The sequence below is a fragment of the Pseudobutyrivibrio sp. UC1225 genome (assembly GCF_900115215.1).
Taxonomy (GTDB): Bacteria; Bacillota; Clostridia; order Lachnospirales; family Lachnospiraceae; genus Pseudobutyrivibrio.
The window spans coordinates 15284-34601 of the sequence record NZ_FOVQ01000006.1 but is presented as its reverse complement, the minus strand read 5'-3'; the positions used below and the strand labels follow the sequence as shown (position 1 = coordinate 34601).

At 38.3% G+C, this 19318-nt stretch carries 14 protein-coding genes and 1 tRNA gene; 10 read left to right on the top strand and 5 right to left on the bottom strand.

The features are described 5' to 3' along the window. Positions 1–5: 5 nt before the first annotated feature. Together recN and BMZ41_RS09115 are read left to right on the top strand one after the other, a co-directional pair. Positions 6–1685, top strand: a complete 1680-nt coding sequence (gene recN / locus BMZ41_RS09120) for a DNA repair protein RecN (protein ID WP_090167548.1) — start codon at positions 6–8, stop codon at positions 1683–1685. Between the two features lie 99 nt (positions 1686–1784). Continuing rightward, positions 1785–2414: a DUF5688 family protein gene (locus tag BMZ41_RS09115; RefSeq protein WP_090528882.1), complete on the top strand. Its 630-nt coding sequence runs from the start codon at positions 1785–1787 to the stop codon at positions 2412–2414. A 114-nt stretch (positions 2415–2528) separates the two neighbouring features. Here BMZ41_RS09115 and BMZ41_RS09110 read toward each other — a convergent pair whose 3' ends face one another. The 5 genes from BMZ41_RS09110 to BMZ41_RS09090 all read right to left on the bottom strand — a co-directional run bounded on the left by BMZ41_RS09110 (position 2529) and on the right by BMZ41_RS09090 (position 6367). Continuing rightward, positions 2529–3596, bottom strand: a complete 1068-nt coding sequence (locus tag BMZ41_RS09110; protein ID WP_090528879.1) for an ABC transporter substrate-binding protein — start codon at positions 3594–3596, stop codon at positions 2529–2531. Further along, positions 3596–4381: an ABC transporter permease gene (locus tag BMZ41_RS09105; protein ID WP_090167542.1), complete on the bottom strand. Its 786-nt coding sequence runs from the start codon at positions 4379–4381 to the stop codon at positions 3596–3598. Before BMZ41_RS09105 ends, BMZ41_RS09110 begins: the two co-directional genes overlap by 1 nt. Continuing rightward, complete coding sequence (locus BMZ41_RS09100; RefSeq protein WP_090167540.1) at positions 4378–5205, bottom strand: ABC transporter permease; 828 nt, start codon at positions 5203–5205, stop codon at positions 4378–4380. The genes BMZ41_RS09105 and BMZ41_RS09100 overlap by 4 nt, the downstream gene beginning before the upstream one ends. After that, complete coding sequence (locus BMZ41_RS09095; protein ID WP_177184196.1) at positions 5198–6265, bottom strand: ABC transporter ATP-binding protein; 1068 nt, start codon at positions 6263–6265, stop codon at positions 5198–5200. Before BMZ41_RS09095 ends, BMZ41_RS09100 begins: the two co-directional genes overlap by 8 nt. A gap of 29 nt (positions 6266–6294) precedes the next feature. After that, positions 6295–6367, bottom strand: a tRNA-Thr gene (locus BMZ41_RS09090). A gap of 158 nt (positions 6368–6525) precedes the next feature. On the opposite strand from BMZ41_RS09090, the gene BMZ41_RS09085 reads away from it, so the two are divergent. From BMZ41_RS09085 to BMZ41_RS09050, 8 genes are all read left to right on the top strand, one after another. After that, a complete protein-coding gene (locus tag BMZ41_RS09085) occupies positions 6526–6876 on the top strand; it encodes a hypothetical protein (RefSeq protein ID WP_090167536.1) in 351 nt (116 codons plus the stop codon). Beyond that, positions 6870–7505 (top strand): epoxyqueuosine reductase QueH, encoded by a 636-nt coding sequence (locus BMZ41_RS09080; RefSeq protein ID WP_090528874.1) that lies wholly within the window; start codon positions 6870–6872, stop codon positions 7503–7505. Before BMZ41_RS09085 ends, BMZ41_RS09080 begins: the two co-directional genes overlap by 7 nt. A gap of 19 nt (positions 7506–7524) precedes the next feature. Continuing rightward, a complete protein-coding gene (gene argH / locus BMZ41_RS09075) occupies positions 7525–8904 on the top strand; it encodes an argininosuccinate lyase (RefSeq protein ID WP_090528871.1) in 1380 nt (459 codons plus the stop codon). A gap of 67 nt (positions 8905–8971) precedes the next feature. After that, the gene (asd, locus tag BMZ41_RS09070; RefSeq protein WP_090528869.1) at positions 8972–10057 is read left to right on the top strand and encodes an aspartate-semialdehyde dehydrogenase; all 1086 of its coding nucleotides are present in this window, start codon (positions 8972–8974) and stop codon (positions 10055–10057) included. A gap of 774 nt (positions 10058–10831) precedes the next feature. Continuing rightward, positions 10832–13111, top strand: a complete 2280-nt coding sequence (locus tag BMZ41_RS09065) for an ATP-binding protein (RefSeq protein WP_242942041.1) — start codon at positions 10832–10834, stop codon at positions 13109–13111. 27 nt (positions 13112–13138) lie between these two features. Then, complete coding sequence (locus BMZ41_RS09060; protein WP_090167528.1) at positions 13139–13903, top strand: response regulator; 765 nt, start codon at positions 13139–13141, stop codon at positions 13901–13903. A gap of 120 nt (positions 13904–14023) precedes the next feature. Then, complete coding sequence (locus tag BMZ41_RS09055; RefSeq protein ID WP_090528866.1) at positions 14024–15385, top strand: ATP-binding protein; 1362 nt, start codon at positions 14024–14026, stop codon at positions 15383–15385. 105 nt (positions 15386–15490) lie between these two features. Further along, complete coding sequence (locus BMZ41_RS09050; RefSeq protein WP_090528864.1) at positions 15491–19300, top strand: DNA topoisomerase III; 3810 nt, start codon at positions 15491–15493, stop codon at positions 19298–19300. Positions 19301–19318 lie beyond the last annotated feature (18 nt).

Genomic DNA, 19318 nt, shown 5'->3' with positions numbered 1-19318 from the left:
ATAAGATGCTAGCTAGTTTGCACGTTAAAAATTTAGCCTTAATTGATGAGGAAGAAATTATTTTTTCAAAGGGGCTAAATATTCTGTCAGGCGAGACGGGAGCAGGTAAATCAATTATCTTGGGAGCACTTCACCTTAGTTTAGGTGACAAGGCATCTAAGGATTTTCTTAGAGATTCTGATTCTGAGGCCTTTGTTGAGGCTGTATATCTCGTAAATGATGAAAAAACTAAAGAGGCACTTCGCGATTTAGGAGTGGAGCCATATGATGACGAGGTAATTATGAGTAGAAAGATTACCGAGTCTAGAAGTGTTGGCAAAATTAACGGAGAGCAGGTTCCTGCTGCCAAAATGAAGGAGGTTGGAGACATCCTTCTTGATATTTATGGTCAAAAGGAGCATCAGTCTCTTCTTAACACTCATAAACACATGGAGTTTCTTGATGAGTTTGCTAAGAATCAGATTGGTGATTTAAAGTATCAGGTGGCTGAGAGCTACAAGAATTATCGTGCTCTTATGCAGGAGCTTGAGGATGCCAAGAAGAGTGATATTTCAAAGGAACGAGAGATAGTTCTTTTGGATCACGAGATAAATGAAATAGAATCTGCAAATCTTAAATCTGGTGAAGATGAGGAGCTGGAGGATGAGTACAGACGTCTTTCTAATTTTAGCAAGACTATGGAGTATTTCCAGCGAGCACATGAGGCAATGACTGGTGATGGTGGCGCGTCAGATGCTCTTAGCTCTGCGATTTCAGATTTACGTCATATCGAATCAATAGATGAGAAGGCTGCAGATTTACTTTCGATGTTAAATGATGCAGACAGTATTATTTCTGATTTTAACCGTGAACTTTCAAGCTATATGGCGGATACATCCTTTGATGCAGGCCGTTTTAACGAGGTGGAGGTTCGCCTTAATGAGATTAATCGCCTTAAGGATAAGTATGGTCCTTCTATCGAGATTATTCTAGAGGAGCTTGCAGCTCGTCAGGAGAAGAAGGCAAAGTTCGAAAGCTTTGATGAGTATTTGTCTGAGCTTAAGAAGAATGTGGAGAATGCCACTGCTGAGCTTGATGCTTTATCAGGAAAACTTTCTGATATTCGTCACAAGGCAGCTAAGGAGCTTGCAGTGAAAATGCAGGCTGCCATGAGTGATTTGAATTTCCTAAATTGTGAGTTTGATATGGAGCTCACTCGCTTGGATAAATACACCGATAATGGTGTTGATGATGGTCAGTTCGTAATCAGCACCAACCCAGGTGAGCCACTTCGTCCTCTTAAGGATATTGCTTCAGGCGGTGAAATGAGCCGTATAATGCTTGCAATAAAGACAGTATTAGCTTCTGATGGAGGAATTGACACTCTCATCTTTGATGAGATTGATGCTGGTATTTCAGGTCGTACAGCTCAGGCTGTTTCGGAGAAGCTTTCTACAGTTGCCGCTAATCATCAGGTTATCTGTATAACACATTTACCTCAGATTGCAGCTATGGCTGATACACATTTCCTTATTGAAAAGAGTGTAGCTAATGGACATACTATTTCAGGAATCAAGAAGCTTCTTGGTGATGAGACAGTAGATGAGCTTGCAAGAATGCTTGGCGGAAGCGCTATTACAGAGGCGGTTATGACTAATGCCAAGGAAATGAAAGATATGGCGAAAAGTTATAAAGAAAGAGCTTGATTTATATTTTTTAGATGATATAATGAAGTCTGCATGGTCACATGCAGACTTTTTTCGTTTTTTATTCCCATTTGATTTGTGTCATATAGCGGAGGCTAAATGACATACGAAAAATTTAATAAGAATATTGTCTTTAAGCTTATAAATAAAGACAAAAATGTAGAACTGTTAGAGACTGTTCCTTATAAGGAATATTTGGATTTGGCAGTGGTATTTTATATCGCACATACCAATGATGACGACTCCTTGAAATGTAAGGTTATTACCAATGAGTTGATGACATCCTGGGGTGTAGATGTAGATGCACTTATGGGCTTAGCTCTAGAGAACACTCCAAGATTACTAGGATTGAAGATTCGTGGAATATTAAATACTATAGCATCTTATACAGATAATGAAGAACTTCAGTCTGTAGCAGAGGAAGAGGATAACGACTTGCCACTATATGTTGCTACAAATAATATAGCAATGCATGGAGCTGCAGTACTTATTTACAGAGATTTGCTTAAGGCTTTTGCGGCCCGTAAGAAGTCGGATGTTTATATCATCCCTTGCTCAGTCCATGAACTCATAATGATTCCATCGGTTGAGTGTCCAAATATTGATCCAGTAGAAATAAAGAATTTGATTTTTTACGTAAACCGCAATGAATTGAAGGAGGAAGATTTCCTTTCGGATAATCTCTACTTTTATAACGTACATAACGACGAGGTTACTATTGTAAAGTAAATAAATCACACAAAAAAAGCAGGTAGCTATCAATCTCTTAGAATTACTCAAGGAGAGCTTTCTTCAGCTCGACGGAGTAATTACTAAGGATTGAGAGCGTAACCTGCGTATTCTTTAGTAAGCTTTTAATTTCTTCCACAGAGTAGTGGTATAGTCGAGTGTTTCTTTATCGTAGGCTTCATAAAGCTTGCAGCGTGAGAGTGTTTCTTTAGTTGGGAACACAGTCTCATCAGCTAAAGTTTCTTCATCCTCATGCTGTGCTACCTTTGTATTTGGAGTAGCGTACCATACGTATTCAAAGTTTTCTGTAGCAGCTTCTTCCTCACACATGAAGTCTATCCATTTCATGGCTGCATCATAATGCTTACAGGTGCGAGGCACAAACCATGAATCAATCCAAAGATTTCCACCTTCGTTAGGTACAATGTAATCTAAATCTTCATTGTACTCCATACCCATGGCTGCTTCTCCAGAGTAGCATACTGCCATGGCAGCGTCCTGGGAAATCATGCATTCATAAGTCTCATCCTGAAGGTAGGCATATACATATTTCTTTTCATCACAGAGAAGATTGAAGGTGTCATCAAGCTGTTTTTTATCAGTAGTATTGATGTCGTAACCAAGCTTCTTCTGGGCAACCATAAATGCATCACGCTGTGAGTTAATCATTACGATGCGGTTGTTATATGCTGGGTCCCAAAGACAGTCCCAGGATGAAACAGTTTCTTTGTCTACCATGTTGGTATTGTAAAGGATACCAACAGTTCCGTAGAAATATGGAACGGTGTATTTGTGAGTAGGATCGAAGGCTCCTGATGCTTCGATAATATCTTGATCAATGTTAGCGTAATTTGGAAGAGAGTTGTAATCGATAGGAATCAGTTCCCCCTCTTGGCGCATAGTCTCAATCATATAGTCGGAAGTGCAGATAACATCATAATTGATGGAGCCTGCTTTATATTTGGCGTACATATCTTCAACAGATTCATACTCCTCATATTTAACCTTAATTCCAGTTTCCTTCTGGAATCTTTTCAGAACATCAGCTTCGATGTATTTTCCATAATTTAAAACAACAAGTGTATCTGTGGCGTCTGCATCAGAACCGCAACCGGTGAAGCTAAGCACAGAAGCAGTACATAAAACAAAAACACTAAGAAGGCTAATTAATCTATGTCTCATTATTTAACAGCCTCCTTTCTAACATCCTTTTTGAAGTTCATTACAAGCAAAAGAATAAATGCAAGTAAGAACAGGATAGTAGACAGGGCATATAGCTCTGGCTGAATTCCCTTTCTGAGCTGTGTGTAAAGCATTGTTGAAAGGGTATTAACACCGGCACCTTTTGTGAAATAGGTGATGGTGAAATCGTCAAGTGACATTGTAAGAGCCATTAAAAATCCCGATAAAACTCCAGGGAAAATTTCTGGCCATACTACTTTGTAAAATGCATAAGATGGTGTAGCGCCCAAATCCATGGCTGCTTCAAAGCAGGCCTCAGAAAGTGACTGTAGTCTTGGTAGTACATTAAAGATTACATACGGCACTGAAAACGCAATGTGTGCAAGTACTACTGAAAACTCTCCAAGTGGAGTGAATCTGGTGAACAGAAGCATCAGTGAAATACCTGTAACAATATCAGCATTTAAAAGTGGAATATTAGTAGCGCCAAGCATAATAGCTGCATGTCTCTTCTTCATGTAGTGGATACCGATGGCAGCTGAGGTGCCAAGTAAGGTGGCCAGTATAGAAGAAGTAAGTGTGATTCTGATTGTGGTGCCAAGGGCTCCCATAATATTGTCGTTTGAAGTGAGGTTCATGTACCACTTAAAAGTGAAGCCGCCCCACACAGTACGTGACATAGAATCATTAAAGGATAAAACAATAAGCACTAAAATTGGTGCATATAAAAACAAAAACACAAGTCCGAGATAGAAGTAGGATGCGCCTTTTTTAACCTTTGTCATACAAGCATACCTCCATTCTCAGAATCATCAATCCTGTTCATGATAGACATAGAAAGAAGTACGAAAATCATGAGGATGATTGAAAGTCCAGAACCTAAATTCCAGTTTCTGGCAAGTGTGAATTCCTGCTCGATTACGTTACCGATAAGCAGAACCTTTCCTCCACCTAAAAGGTTGGAAACAACGAAAGATGAAAGGGCAGGTACGAATACCATGATGATTCCCGAAATGATTCCATCCTTTGAAAGAGGAACTGTAATCTTAATAAAGGTGGTCCACCAGTTGGCGCCCAAGTCGGCAGCAGCCTCTACTACGGAATCACTTACCTTTGATAATGCATTGTAAATAGGCAGAATCATGTAAGGCAGGAAATCGTAAACCATACCAAGTGTTACGGCTGCCTTAGTATATAAAATGTGTACTGTTGGAAGGCCAACAGCTGAAAGAATACTGTTTAAGATTCCGTTGTTGGAAAGGATAATCTGCCATGCCAAGATACGAAGCATGAAGTTCATCCACATTGGAAGGATAAACAGGAAAACTACAAAGCCTTTATTTGTGATTTTCAGGTTGTGCAAAATAAGCGCAACAGGGTAAGCAATAATCAGGCAGATTATTGTTGTGACAAAAGCAACCTCGATAGACAGCCAAAGTGATTTCAAATGTACTGCGTCAGTGATTGCTAAAAGATTAGAAAGTGTGAAGCTTCCTGCATCGTTTGTCAGTGCATATCCTAATATATAGAAAAGTGGAAGGATAGTGCATATCAGTACCCAGACTGCATAAGGGGCTGCAAGGAAGCTTGTTCTAAAGCGATTAATCATCTTCCTTCATTACCTCCTCGTCCTCTGACTCAGGCTTGTTCATAATTTGGATGTTAAATGGTATTACATTTAAAGAAACGTGCTGGCCAACCTCGAAATATTTGGTAGTGTGAACCAGCCACTCGTATTCACCACACTGAACATCAAGCTCGTAGTGAACACCCTTGAAGAGACAGTCTGTAATGACACCATCCATGAAGCCCTTACCTGGAGCTCCAAGCTCTACATCCTCAGGGCGGATGACAACGTCGACTGGCTTCATAGTTCCAAAACCACGGTCAACACAAGGAACCTGAACACCAAGGAAGGAAACAAGCTCATCCTTAATCATGATTCCTTCTATGATATTACTTTCGCCAATGAAATCAGCAACGAAAGCATTTTCTGGCTCATTGTAAATATCCTCTGGAGAACCAATCTGCTGAATATATCCTTGGTTCATAACAACGATAGTATCAGACATAGTGAGGGCCTCTTCCTGATCGTGAGTAACGTAAAGGAAGGTAATGCCTAACTCCTGCTTAATCTTCATAAGCTCGTACTGCATATTCTGACGAAGCTTTAAATCAAGGGCGCCAAGAGGCTCATCCAAAAGAAGTACCTTTGGCTCATTTACGATGGCGCGGGCAATAGCGATACGCTGCTGCTGACCACCTGAAAGTGAATCAATGGAACGCTTCTCAAAACCATCAAGGTTAACAAGCTTCAAAGCATATTTGATTTTGTCGTAAATGTATTCCTTTGATTTTTTCTGGATATTAAGACCAAAGGCGATGTTCTCCTCGATAGTCATGTGAGGGAAGAGCGCATACTTCTGGAATACTGTATTTATAGGACGAAGATTTGCTGGAAGCATAGTGATATCATTTCCATTAAGATAGATACGTCCTGAATCTGGCTTTTCAAATCCACCTAAAAGGCGAAGGGTAGTAGTCTTACCACAACCTGATGGACCAAGAAGAGTCACGAAAGTGTTCTCCTTAATGTATAAATCCAGCTCATCTAAAACAAGCTGTTTATCGTAGCTTTTTGATACGTGATCAAATTGAATGAATTCCAAAATTATATCCTCCTTATATATATGAAAAAAGCTCCGAATCAGACTCGAACTGACGACCCCCTCATTACGAGTGAGGTGCTCTACCAACTGAGCTATCGGAGCAAAAACAATGCGCAAGTAAACCTTTATGAAACTGAAATTTCTGCGGTTTTTAGTCTAATATAATTAGGTAAAAAAATCAATTAAATTGTTGAGAAAATCATGCCGTTTTATTATAATGACATTTGTAAAAATTTGTATAAAAAGGTTAGGAGAATATCATGGCTAGAAATACTAAAAGAACAATACCTTCATCTGCGTTAACTAAGTATGTTAACAAGGAGAATCTCCCGTTAATATCACTTATATGGCTGGTAGTTTTTTCGGTAGTTGCCATTGTAGTTTCTTGTGTAGCTTTCGATATTAATGTTGTTATTGCTTGTGTAATGGTAGTTCTTGAGGCTGCTCTTGCGGCATGTCTTAACAGAATTCCAATCTGGATTCACGGTCTTGTGTTCATTGCGCAGATTGTTATAGGTATCCTTGCTTCACAGGTTGGATTCATGGTACTTATGGCGTTTATCTATGTTTTCGCCATTGCATTTTTATTTATTTGGGCAAATAGATGGTAAAGATTAATTATCAAAAAGAATTAGATAAGTTAATAGATCAATTTGAAAAAGAAGGCCGCGTGCCTTCTTTATTACTACATAGCTGTTGTGGGCCATGTAGTAGTTATTGTATTGAGTATTTATCTCAGTACTTTAATATCACGGTTTTTTACTACAATCCTAATATATATCCAGACGAGGAATATTATCACAGGGTGAAGGAACAGCAGCGTTTTATCAAAGCTTTTCCTACAAAGCATCCGGTCGAATTCATCGAGGGTGATTATGATAAGAATCGTTTTTACGATATAGCAAAAGGTTTGGAGCACGAACCTGAGAAGGGAGCACGTTGTCATAAGTGCTACGAACTCCGTCTCAGACGGACAGCTGAAGTTGCAGCTGAAAAAAGCTTTGACTTTTTCACGACAACACTTACAATATCTCCAATGAAAGATTCTCAGGTTCTCAATGAAATCGGAATTCGTATAGGCGAAGAAGCGGGAGTGTCATGGCTTCCTTCTGACTTCAAAAAGAAGGAGGGCTTCAAACGCTCTACTGAGTTATCAGCAGAATATGATATGTATCGACAGGACTACTGTGGATGCGTTTATTCATATAATGAAAGACAGTTACAAAAAAAGCAGAATTAAGAATTACGGAGGATTAGTTATGGCACAGTTGTGGGGAGGTAGATTCACAAAATCTACCGATCAGATGGTTTATGATTTCAATGCTTCTATCAGTTTTGATAAAAAGCTTTTTGCTCAGGATGTCCGCGGTAGCCGAGCACATGTTAAGATGCTTGCTTCTGTTGGCGTTATCACTGATAAAGAGCGTGATCAGATTTTAGCTGGTCTTGATAGTATTGAAGCTGATGTTAATTTAGGGGCACTGGAAATTACTTCTGAGTATGAGGATGTCCACAGCTTTGTAGAGGCTAATCTTATTGATAGAATCGGTGATGCAGGAAAGAAGCTTCACACAGGTCGTAGTCGTAATGATCAGGTTGCTCTTGATATGCGTCTTTACACACGTGACCAGGTGGATGCTACATCACAGGCTCTTACACATTTACTTGAGACCATACTTAAGATTATGGAAGAGCATATTGATACTATTATGCCTGGTTTCACACATCTTCAGAAGGCTCAGCCTATCACTTTGGCACATCATATGGGTGCTTACTTTGAGATGTTCAGAAGAGACGTGCTTCGTCTTTCCGATATCAGAGTTCGCATGAATTACTGTCCACTTGGCTCGGGAGCCCTTGCTGGTACCACATATCCTCTCAACAGAGATATGACAGCAGAGCTTTTGGAGTTTGATGGTCCTACTCTTAATTCTATGGACGGTGTTTCTGACAGGGACTACCTCATTGAGTTTTTATCAGCCCTTGCCACTATTCAAATGCATCTTTCTCGTTTTTCAGAGGAGGTTATTATCTGGAATAGCAATGAATATCGTTTTGTAGAGATTGACGACGCTTATTCTACAGGCTCATCTATCATGCCACAGAAGAAAAATCCTGATATTGCAGAGCTCGTAAGAGGAAAAACAGGACGCGTTTATGGAGCCCTTACATCACTTCTCACTACAATGAAGGGAATCCCTCTTGCTTACAATAAGGATATGCAGGAGGACAAGGAGATGGCATTTGACGCCATGGAGACAGTACAGAATTGTATAGTTCTCTTTGATGGAATGCTTGCCACAATGACTTTTAATAAAGAGGTTATGGCTGAATCTGCAAAGAAAGGGTTCACAAATGCAACTGATGCTGCCGATTATTTAGTTAACAGAGGTGTGCCTTTCAGAGACGCACACGGAATCATCGGACAGCTTGTTCTTTACTGCATAGACAAAGATAAGTCTATCGATGAGCTTTCATTAGATGAATTAAACGCGATTTCTCCAGTTTTTGAAGAAGATATTTACGATTCAATTTCTATGGAAACCTGCGTAAATAAGCGACTTACAACAGGTGCTCCTGGACATGATGCTATGACTGGGGAAATTAAGGCTTGCAAGGAGTTCCTTAATAGTTTATAATGCCATGTAATGACTGTGGCGGACAAATGTCCGCGACAGAAAAACAAATTTAAGGAGAGTGTTTGAAATGAGCGAGAAATTAAGAGTCGGAATTCTTGGTGGTACTGGTATGGTTGGTCAGAGATTTATTTCTCTATTAGAGAACCATCCTTGGTTTGAGGTTACTACAATTGCTGCCAGCCCAAGAAGTGCCGGACTAAGATACGAGGATGCAGTAGGTGGAAGATGGAAAATGACTACTCCAATGCCAGAAGCAGTGAAGGACATCATCGTAAAGAACGTAAATGAGGTTGAGGAAGTAGCTTCAGAGGTTGATTTTGTATTCTCAGCTGTTGATATGTCTAAGGACGAAATCAAGGCCATCGAGGAAGCTTATGCAAAGACTGAGACTCCAGTAGTTTCAAACAACTCAGCACATAGATGGACTCCAGACGTTCCTATGGTAGTGCCTGAAATCAATCCACAGCACATGGAAGTTATCGAGTTCCAGAAGAAGAGACTTGGTACAACACGTGGTTTCGTTGCAGTTAAGCCAAACTGCTCAATCCAGTCTTATGCACCAGTTCTTACAGCATGGAAGGAGTTCGAACCATATGAGGTAGTAGCTACAACATACCAGGCTATCTCAGGTGCAGGTAAGACATTTAAGGATTGGCCAGAGATGGAAGGCAATATCATCCCATTTATCTCAGGTGAGGAAGAGAAGTCAGAGAAGGAGCCACTTAGAATTTGGGGCCACATCGAGGACGGCGTTATCGTTCCAGCTGACGATGTAAAGATTACATGCCAGTGTATCCGTGTACCAGTTCTCAATGGTCACACAGCTGCAGTATTCGTTAAGTTTAAGAAGCAGCCTACAAAGCAGCAGCTTATCGATGCAATCAACAATTTCTCAGGTGTTCCACAGGAGCTTAAGCTTCCTAGCGCACCAAAGCAGTTCATCCGTTACATGGAAGAGGACAATCGCCCTCAGGTATCTCTCGACGTTGATTACGAGAACGGTATGGGCGTTTCTGTTGGACGTATCCGTGAGGATAGCATCTACGATTGGAAGTTCGTTGGACTTTCACACAACACAGTTCGTGGTGCTGCAGGCGGCGCTGTACTTTGCGCAGAGCTTCTTAAGGCTCAGGGCTACATCACAAAGAAATAGAATATTAGCACTTGTTTGTTGACACTTATTTAACAGCTAATTCACAAGTTATTACCCCTTCTTATGCTAAGATAAGAAGGGGTATTTTTGACTGCGGTTTAAGAGGTTTTTATGGGGACAATTAAAAGCAAATATGTAGCTAACAAAAATTTAACAATAATTAGTTCGACTATATGGGCTTTTTTTACTTTTATTTGTGTGCTTTCTATTGTTTTTCATTCCCATCCTGTGTACAAATTGGGGTATATATATATAATAATTTTTCTTTTTCCTTTTTTGCTTATTGCAGGCTTATATGGATATCTTATAAGCATGTTTTCTTTTATAGTATGTTTTCTTGTTTCCTTGATTTTTAATAGTGAACAAGCATATTCTATGGCCGTTTTTTTAATAGCTATGTTTGGTTATTCTCTTTTTTCTCAATATTTTTGGTTTAAAAGTGCTGTCAAATCTGTTTTAGCGGTACTGATAACATCCACTTTGACAACAATTATAGCAATACTCTGTTTTCCGGTTGTAAGTAGAAATGATTTATCAGATCCATTTTGGATGGTTATTTTAGGCTATTTTTGTGGAACCTTTATATTAGTATCTACTGCAACTCTTATATTAGCTATTTTTTTTAATTTTGGATCAGATACCTCTAAAACTCTTTTTCCATTAGCTTATGGATATACAAAGGAGTATCAAAGAAATGAGTTTTATCATAGATACCACAGAAAAACAAAAGTAAGTATTAAAATAACAACAATTATTATTGCAGTTGAGTTAGTATTGAGCATATCAGTAGCCTTCTTTATACCGATTTTATTTCCGGATTTGAAGGCAATGATGATTGATACCATTGATGTCCAAAACAATAGTGAAACTATAGATAATATGAATGGTGATGTTTACTCATATATTTCAGATGCCAATTACAAAATGAATGATATGGCTATCGTATTTGATATAAAGATGAGCCTTTTGATGATGTGTGTTGGTGTTCCTCTGGCAGCCATTGCAAATTACTATACAAAGACATCTATAGGTGGACCATTGGGGCTCATGTCTGACTTTATGCATTCTTTTGTTCTTACCAAGGATGAGGACAAACTGAAGGTCATAAGACAGATTAGCAATATGGAAATAAAAACAGGCGATGAGATAGAGGTGTTGTCGGATTATGCAAAGTCTACACTTCTGGAAATGGCCGATTATATTGAAAGATATGAGAAACAGCAAAAGCTGGAGACAGAGCTTGAGATTACAAAACAGGCTAGTGAAGCTAAATCAAGCTTCCTATCAAATATGTCTCATGAAATACGTACTCCTATTAATTCTATCATCGGTATGAATGAGATGATTATCAGGGAATGTACTGATGAACAGATACTGGAGTATGCCAATAATGCCAAATCAGCTGGAAATTCGCTTCTTTCTCTTGTAAATGATATTTTGGACTTTTCAAAAATTGAGGCTGGCAAAATGGAGATTTTAGCAGTTCAGTACGATCTTGCTTCCGTGGTAAATGATTTGGTAAATCTTATTGCGGCAAGAGCGGAAGAAAAGGGCCTTGATTTAGAAATAAATGTAGATAGTTCTATACCTTCAATTCTCATTGGAGATGAAATTAGACTAAAGCAGGTTGTTACAAATCTGCTTACTAATGCTGTAAAATATACAGAAAAAGGAACTGTAGCATTAAGTATTTCCTATGAAAAGAGTGATGAGAACAATATAATTCTTCACTTTGAGGTAAGTGATACAGGTATAGGTATTAAAGAAAGTGATTTAGCAAAGCTTTATTCCCCATTCGAGCGAATTGAAGAGATTAGAAATAGAACAATCGAAGGCACTGGCCTTGGTATGAGTATTGTTCGTAAGCTTTTAGCTTTGATGGATACAAAGCTTATTGTTGAAAGTGAGTACGGCAAAGGTTCATCCTTTAGATTTTTCGTTAAACAGGAGGTTGTTTCTTGGAATGAAATCGGTGATTTCAAAGACAAATACAAGGAATTTATTAATTCAGCAGAAAAATATCATCAGAGATTCCAGGCACCTACTGCCAATATTCTTGTGGTAGATGATACTGAAATGAACCTTACTGTTATAAAGAGTCTTTTAAAGAAGACCCTTGTAAATGTAGATACAGCTATTAGTGGATTTGAAACCTTAGATAAGGTTAAAGAAAAGAAATATGATATCATCTTCCTGGATCATCGAATGCCGGAAATGGATGGTATAGAAACCTTTGAAAAGATGAAGGTTTTAAATGGAAATATTAATAAGGCAACACCTGTAATTGCCCTTACCGCAAATGCTGTATCAGGTGCAAAGCAGGAGTATCAGAATATAGGCTTTAATGACTATCTGGCAAAACCTGTTAACTCCGTAGAGCTGGAAAAGATGATGGAGTTTTATTTACCTCCAGAAAAGATAGAATCCGTAGCTATCGACAATGGTTTTGAAAAGTATTCTGATGGAAAATTAGATATTCCGGAAGGAAGCTTCCTTGCTAACCTTAAAGAAATTGATTTGAAGGAAGCTATCACTAATTGCGGTGGGGCAGAGGTGCTTGAAAATGTTGTTAAAGACTTCCTTGTTTCTCTGGATAATAAAGCGGATGCTATTGAAAAATATTTGAATGATGGTGATTTAAGAAATTATACAGTTTATGTCCATGCCCTAAAGAGCTCGGCAAGATTAATCGGAGCTATGGAGCTTTCAAAGATGGCTGCAGATTTAGAGGCAGAAGGAAATGAAGGTAATTTTATCGCTCTTCATGAAAGGACACCTGCTTTACTTGAAAAATACAGAAGCTATAAAGAACATTTAAAGGCTGCTATGGAAGATGAGGATAATACAGACAAACCACTGATTCCAGAGGATGATTTGAAGCGAGCATTTAAGGATATTAAAGAATTGGCTGAAGCATATAATTATGACGCTATAGATTATATTCTTTCAATGCTTGGAGAATACAGTATTCCTGAGGATTATAAGGATACCTATAATAAAATCAAACAATTAACAGTTGCGGTAGATAGAGATAGAATTTTAGAGTTGTTGTAACTATTGTTTTCTTAAGAGGATTTGACTATGGAAAAGAGACTTGTTCTGGTTGGTGATTCAAAAAGCTTTATGGTTTCATCAATTGCAAAGGAGCTGACAGACAATGGCTTTGATGTCATTAAGGCATCCTATAACGTGGATGCTTTGAGTCAGATCGCCAATCGTCCTTCGGTATTTCTTGTTTATATCGATGACTTTGGAGAAATAAAGGATTTGTTTGTTTATTTGAAGGACAGCACCCTAGAAGGAGACATATCACTGTCTGTTATTGGTTCCCAAAATGATATAGACAGTGTTAAGAATCTTATGCCAAATACTCCTCTTGCTGCATCTTTCTTACGTCCAATTAACGTAAAAGATATGGCGTTGGCTATGGATAAAGTATTACAGGCTGAGGATGAGCGTCTTCAAAATAAGAAAATTCTTGTTGTTGATGATGACGGTACCATGCTTAGAACCATTAAGAGCTGGTTGGAAGGATACTATCAGGTGTTTATGGTTAATTCTGGAATGGCAGCCATTACATTTTTGGCAAAGAATAAAGTCGATTTGATTTTGCTGGATTATGAAATGCCAGTAACACCAGGACCACAGGTTCTAGAGATGCTTAGGTCAGATCCTGCTACATCACATATTCCAGTTATGTTCCTTACAAATAAAAGTGACAGGGAATCTGTTATGGCAGCAGTTGATTTAAAGCCAGAAAAGTACTTATTAAAGACAATGAAGCCTATGGAAGTCCTTAAGTCCATTAATGAATTCTTTGAGAAGGAGAAGGCAAAGAGCTATTAAAAATCTACAAATTATTAAATTTGAATAAAATTCTTTTTTGGTGTAGTCTGCTAAAGTGAAATGTGTTATGATAGTAGCCGTACAAATATTTTTGTGAAAAAATTGCTAGGGAGAATTGTTATGGTTACTAGAACAAACGAACTCAAGAAGTTAGATGCTATTTACCAAAGTAATGCTAATAATCTGGTTCTTATGTATGGTAGAACTGGTAGCGCTAAGGAAGCCCTTTTGGATTCCTTTACAACAGGCAAGTCTTATTTCTATTACAGAAGCAGACAGTGTTCAGATGCTAAGCAGCTTTTCTATTTAGATAAGCAGATGCGTGAAACATATAGTTTTCTCAAGGCTAGCGCAAGCTTCGAAGAGAGCTTTAAGAACTTCCGCTCAAAGGATGGCTCAAAGCTCGTTGTAATTATCGATGAAGCTCAATTTGCTATTAAGAAAAACACCGAACTTTTCTATGCACTTGTTTCCTTAAAGAACCGTAAACTCTACCCTGGTAAGGTTATGATTATTGTAGTCAGCTCATCTATTGTATGGGCAGAGAATACCTTCCCTGAGGTGGTTGGTTCTCTGAAGTCATCAGTGGATGACTCTATTAAGCTGGAAAATCTTTCATTCCTTGATGTAGTCCGTGCTTTTCCAAACTATTCAGTTGCACAGTGTGTCAGCACCTACGGTATTATCGGAGGTGTGGCTGATTATGTCGAAAGATGGGATGGCAGAAAGAATATCAAGGCAAATGTCTGTGAGCATATTCTCAGCCCTACAGGTTTTCTTTATAAAGAGGCAGAAGGATATATTTCTTCAGAGCTTCGCGAATTATCATGCTATAACACAATCCTTGGATCCATAGCCAGCGGAAATGAAAAACTTAATGATTTGTTTGAGGATACAGGATATTCCCGTGCCAAGATTTCTGTTTACATGAAGAATTTAGCTGCCTTTGATGTAGTTGATAAGGTTGTTTCTTTTGAAACAGGCGGATGGGACAATACAAAGAAGGGTGTATACAGAATTGTGGATCCATACATTAATTTCTGGTTCACATTTGTTTACCCACATTTATCAGAACTTATTTCTCGCACACCAGAGTCTTTCTACAATGAGTTTATCTATCCTCATCTTGATAAATACTTACAGAACTACTTTATTGATGTTTGTCGTGAGTACTTACACCTGCTCAATGTGGTAGATCAGCTTCCAATCAAGCTTGTGAAGATTGGTACCTGGGTTGGAAAAGAGGGCAATATCGATGTCATCGGTCAGAGCTCAAACCGAGAGAATGTAGTTGGTATTTGCAACTGGGCTGATAAGCAGATGAGCTATAAGAGATATGAGGAATTGCTTGAGTCTATGAAGAAGGCTCGTATTACAGCTAACACTGTTTATCTATTCTCAGCTACCAAGTTTGACGATAAGCTGGTAGAGCTTTCTAATGAAAATAAATCTGTTGTTCTGGTAGACATGACAGAGCTATAATTGATATAATTATATAGAATTTTACAGGTAGAAGCCTTTGCAAATCTGATTTGCAGAGGCTTTAAGTTTTGTTTAATTTGAATTTAATTTTAAGGGAGTTATGTCTTGGGAAAGAAGCTTATCATCACTGAGAAACCATCAGTTGCCAGAGACTTTGCCAGGGTTTTAAAAGTCAGCGGAAACAATAATGGTTATATTGAAAATGGTGATTATGTCGTTAGCTGGTGCTATGGACATCTTGTGCAGATGGTATATCCAGAGGAATACGACATTAAATATAAAAAATGGAATCTTGAGGATTTACCATTCCTTCCTCAGGAGTATAAATATGGCGTTGTAGAGTCTGCAAAGGATCAGTATAAGGTCGTTAACGGACTTTTACATCGTGAGGATATTGATACTGTCTATTGGGCAGGTGACTCGGGAAAAGAAGGACAGACTATTGAGGAAAATATCCGTAATTATGGTGGCGTTCGTGAAGGAATGACAGAGCTTCGTGTCTGGATTGACTCGCAGACTGATGATGAAATCCTTCGTGGAATTCGAGAAGCAAAGCCTATGAGCGATTATGCAAGGCTTGGAGCGTCTGGTATTATGCGTACTATCGAGGATTATAGTCTTGGTATTAACTTTTCCAGAGCTCTTTCAGTTAAATATGGAAGATTAATAAATGATGCAGCTGCTACTTCAGGTTATTCAGCTATTGCTATTGGCCGCGTTATGACATGTGTTCTTGGCATGGTAGTAGAACGTGAGCGAGAAATCCGTAATTTCAATGAAGATCCATTCTTTAAGGTTATTGGAAAGTTTTCAGAAGGTGCTTTCCCAGCGGAGTGGAAGGCAGTAGATGGATCTAAATATTTCGAGTCACCATTGTTATACGGAGACAAAGGAACTGGCTTTAAAGAAAAGGAAAGTGCGGAGAAATTAATTGCAGAATTAACAAATCTTCCTGCCAAATTAGTAGATAAAGATACTGGTATTTCAAAGAAAAAAGCTCCTCTTTTATTTAACCTTGCGGAGCTTCAGTCTGAGTGTTCCAAGAGATTCAAGATTTCTCCTGCACAGACTCTTGATATTATTCAGGAATTATACGAAAAGAAATATACTACATATCCTAGAACTGATGCCAGAGTACTTACTACAGCTGTAGCAAAGGAAATCAGAAAGAATCTATATGGCCTTCAGAATTATGGCCCTACAGCAAATTTCGTTAAAGACATTATAGGTAATCAAAAGTTTGTTGGTATAGAAAAGACTTCATATACTGATGACAGCAAGGTTACTGATCACTACGCTATTATACCTACTGGTCAGTGCAATGGCATTGATAAACTATCTCCACTTAGTCAGAGAGTATATGATTTGATAGTACGTCGTTTCTTATCTATCTTTTATCCTCCTGCAGAGTACAAGAACGTAAAGGTTACTGTTCAGGTGGGAGATGAAAAGTTCTTTGCTGGCGCAAAGGTACTTGTTAAGCCTGGCTATTTAGAAATTGCAGGTATTCCAAAGGCGAAGGATTCCGCAGATAATGATGGAGAGGATTCTGAGGAAAGTGAAGACAGCTTTTCTAAGGAAGATTTCGTTAAATTTGTAGAATCTGCAAATATCGGAGATGAAGTTTCTGTCAATGGTTTTGATCTAAAAGAAGGCAAAACTTCACCACCTAAGAGATATACTTCGGGTTCACTTATTCTTGCAATGGAAAATGCAGGAAAGCTTATAGAGGATGAAGAGCTTAGAGAGCAGATAAAGACTACAGGTATTGGTACTTCAGCTACAAGAGGTGAAATCCTCGAAAAATTAGTACGTATTGGATACCTTAATCAAAATAATAAGACTCAGGTCATCACACCAGAAAAGCTTGGTGAAATGATTTACGAGGTTGTTCTTCTTACAACACCATCACTTTTAAAGCCAGAGCAGACAGCAAACTGGGAAAAGGGATTGGAAGGAATTATAAATGGTTCTGTAGAATTTACAGATTATCGCAGTCAGCTGGAAGATTATATTCGAAATGAAACAAAGAATATGATTGATCAGGATTTGACACAGACCATTGCTATGAACATTAATCAGTTTACTGGCAAGGATTCTAAGGGAGTGGCTACTAGAAAGCCGCTTGGAATCAAGTGTCCTAAATGCGGAGGAGAGCTTACGACCACATCCTTCGGATATGGCTGTACAAACTACTTCGATGATAATATAAAATGTAAATTTAATTTAGGACAGGTTGCTGGAGTTGATGTTCCAGAAGAACAATTTAAGAAATTAGTCACTGAAGGTAAGACAGATTTAATAGAAGGCTTTAAGAGTAAATCAGGTAAGCCTTTTAAATCAGTCCTTAAAATGGAAAAGAACGAAGATGGAGAATTTGTTACTTCATTTGATTTTTCTGAGACACCTACAGAATTCATAGAAGGCTTAAATTGCCCTGCCTGCGGTGGAAGAATTTTCCAGACGGCTTATGGTTTTGCCTGTGAGCATAGATTCCAGGAGGAAAATCAATGTTATTTCTCAATCGGAGAGGTTGCAGGAAGAAAGCTTACTGTAGATGAGTTCAGTGCTCTTATTAAAGAAGGGGTTACACCTGTACTTAGTGGTTTTAAATCAAAGACTAATCAAAAATTTGATGCAAAGCTTAGAATTAAAACTAACGAAGAAGGGAAAAAGGTAATTTCCTTCGATTTTGATGGAATTGAAGCTACCAAGCTGGAAGGCTGCAAGTGCCCAGACTGTGGCGGAGATATTGCTGTAAAAATGTCAGGCTATGGCTGTGTAAACTACAGCTCTTCAGATGAAAATTCCTGCAAATTCTACATTGGAAAGACTATTGCAGGAAAGAATATTAGCCCACAGGTTGCTACACAGCTTTTGACAGAAGGCAAAACAGATACTTTACGAGGCTTTAAAGGAAAATCTGGAAAGAAATTTGATGCGATACTAATTCTTAAAAAGAATGAAGAGTCTGGTAGGACTGAGGTTGTGTTTGATTTTGATAATGCTGAGCCTAATTTTGTTCCTGATATTGTTTGTCCTGATTGCGGAAGCAAAATAGTAAAGACTAATTTTGGATTTGCATGCGAAAAGTATTTTGATAAAGAGAACAAATGTGATTTTGTAATTGGTGAAATTGCATCTAAAAAGCTTACAGATGCTGATGTTAAGGAGTTGCTTTCAACAGGAAGTACAAAGACAGTCAGAGGATTTAAGGGGAAGTCTGGTAAAAAGTTTGACGCCTGCCTTGTTTTAAAGAAGAATGAAGAATCAGGAAAGCACGAAATCTCTTTTGATTTTGACAATGTGGAGGCAAAAGAAATCAAGGATGTTGCCTGCCCAATCTGTGGTGGTAAGATTGTGGTTACTCCATTTGGATACGGATGCAGCAATTACAATAAAGACGACCCAGATAATTCCTGCAAATTTAATATTGGTCAGGTAGCTGGTGTGAAGCTTAAAGAGTCTCAGGTTAAGGAGCTTCTTACCAATGGCATTACTGAGACTATCTCTGGTTTCAAATCTAAAAAGGGTACTAAGTTTGATGCCAAGCTTACATTATCAAAGGATGAAAATGGCAAGGTAACTGGAATAGGATTTGTGTTTGAAGATGAAACAAAAGAGATGCCAGGATTAACATGTCCTAAGTGCGGCAGTCCTATTATCAAGAATCATTTTGGATATAAATGTAAGAATAATGTTCAAGGAAACGTGGACAGCTGCAGCTTCTTTGTAGGTAAGGTAGCAGGTGTAGATATTCCAGAAGATCAGTTTACAAAATTAATCAAGGAAAAACGTACTGATGTTATTACTGGATTTTTAAGCAAAAAAGGTTTATTCTTTGATGCGAGATTAAAACTTAATGATGAGTTTAGAACAGAGTTTGATTTTGAGAACTTTAATGGTCAAAACTAATTAAGATAGGAGTTTACA

Excerpts from the sequence above, each read along its gene's own strand:
- recN (WP_090167548.1), top strand. The coding sequence starts at position 6 with ATGCTAGCTAGTTTGCACGTTAAAAATTTAGCCTTAATTGATGAGGAA.
- BMZ41_RS09115 (WP_090528882.1), top strand. The coding sequence starts at position 1,785 with ATGACATACGAAAAATTTAATAAGAATATTGTCTTTAAGCTTATAAAT.
- BMZ41_RS09110 (WP_090528879.1), bottom strand. The coding sequence starts at position 3,596 with ATGAGACATAGATTAATTAGCCTTCTTAGTGTTTTTGTTTTATGTACT.
- BMZ41_RS09105 (WP_090167542.1), bottom strand. The coding sequence starts at position 4,381 with ATGACAAAGGTTAAAAAAGGCGCATCCTACTTCTATCTCGGACTTGTG.
- BMZ41_RS09100 (WP_090167540.1), bottom strand. The coding sequence starts at position 5,205 with ATGATTAATCGCTTTAGAACAAGCTTCCTTGCAGCCCCTTATGCAGTC.
- BMZ41_RS09085 (WP_090167536.1), top strand. The coding sequence starts at position 6,526 with ATGGCTAGAAATACTAAAAGAACAATACCTTCATCTGCGTTAACTAAG.
- BMZ41_RS09080 (WP_090528874.1), top strand. The coding sequence starts at position 6,870 with ATGGTAAAGATTAATTATCAAAAAGAATTAGATAAGTTAATAGATCAA.
- argH (WP_090528871.1), top strand. The coding sequence starts at position 7,525 with ATGGCACAGTTGTGGGGAGGTAGATTCACAAAATCTACCGATCAGATG.
- asd (WP_090528869.1), top strand. The coding sequence starts at position 8,972 with ATGAGCGAGAAATTAAGAGTCGGAATTCTTGGTGGTACTGGTATGGTT.
- BMZ41_RS09060 (WP_090167528.1), top strand. The coding sequence starts at position 13,139 with ATGGAAAAGAGACTTGTTCTGGTTGGTGATTCAAAAAGCTTTATGGTT.
- BMZ41_RS09055 (WP_090528866.1), top strand. The coding sequence starts at position 14,024 with ATGGTTACTAGAACAAACGAACTCAAGAAGTTAGATGCTATTTACCAA.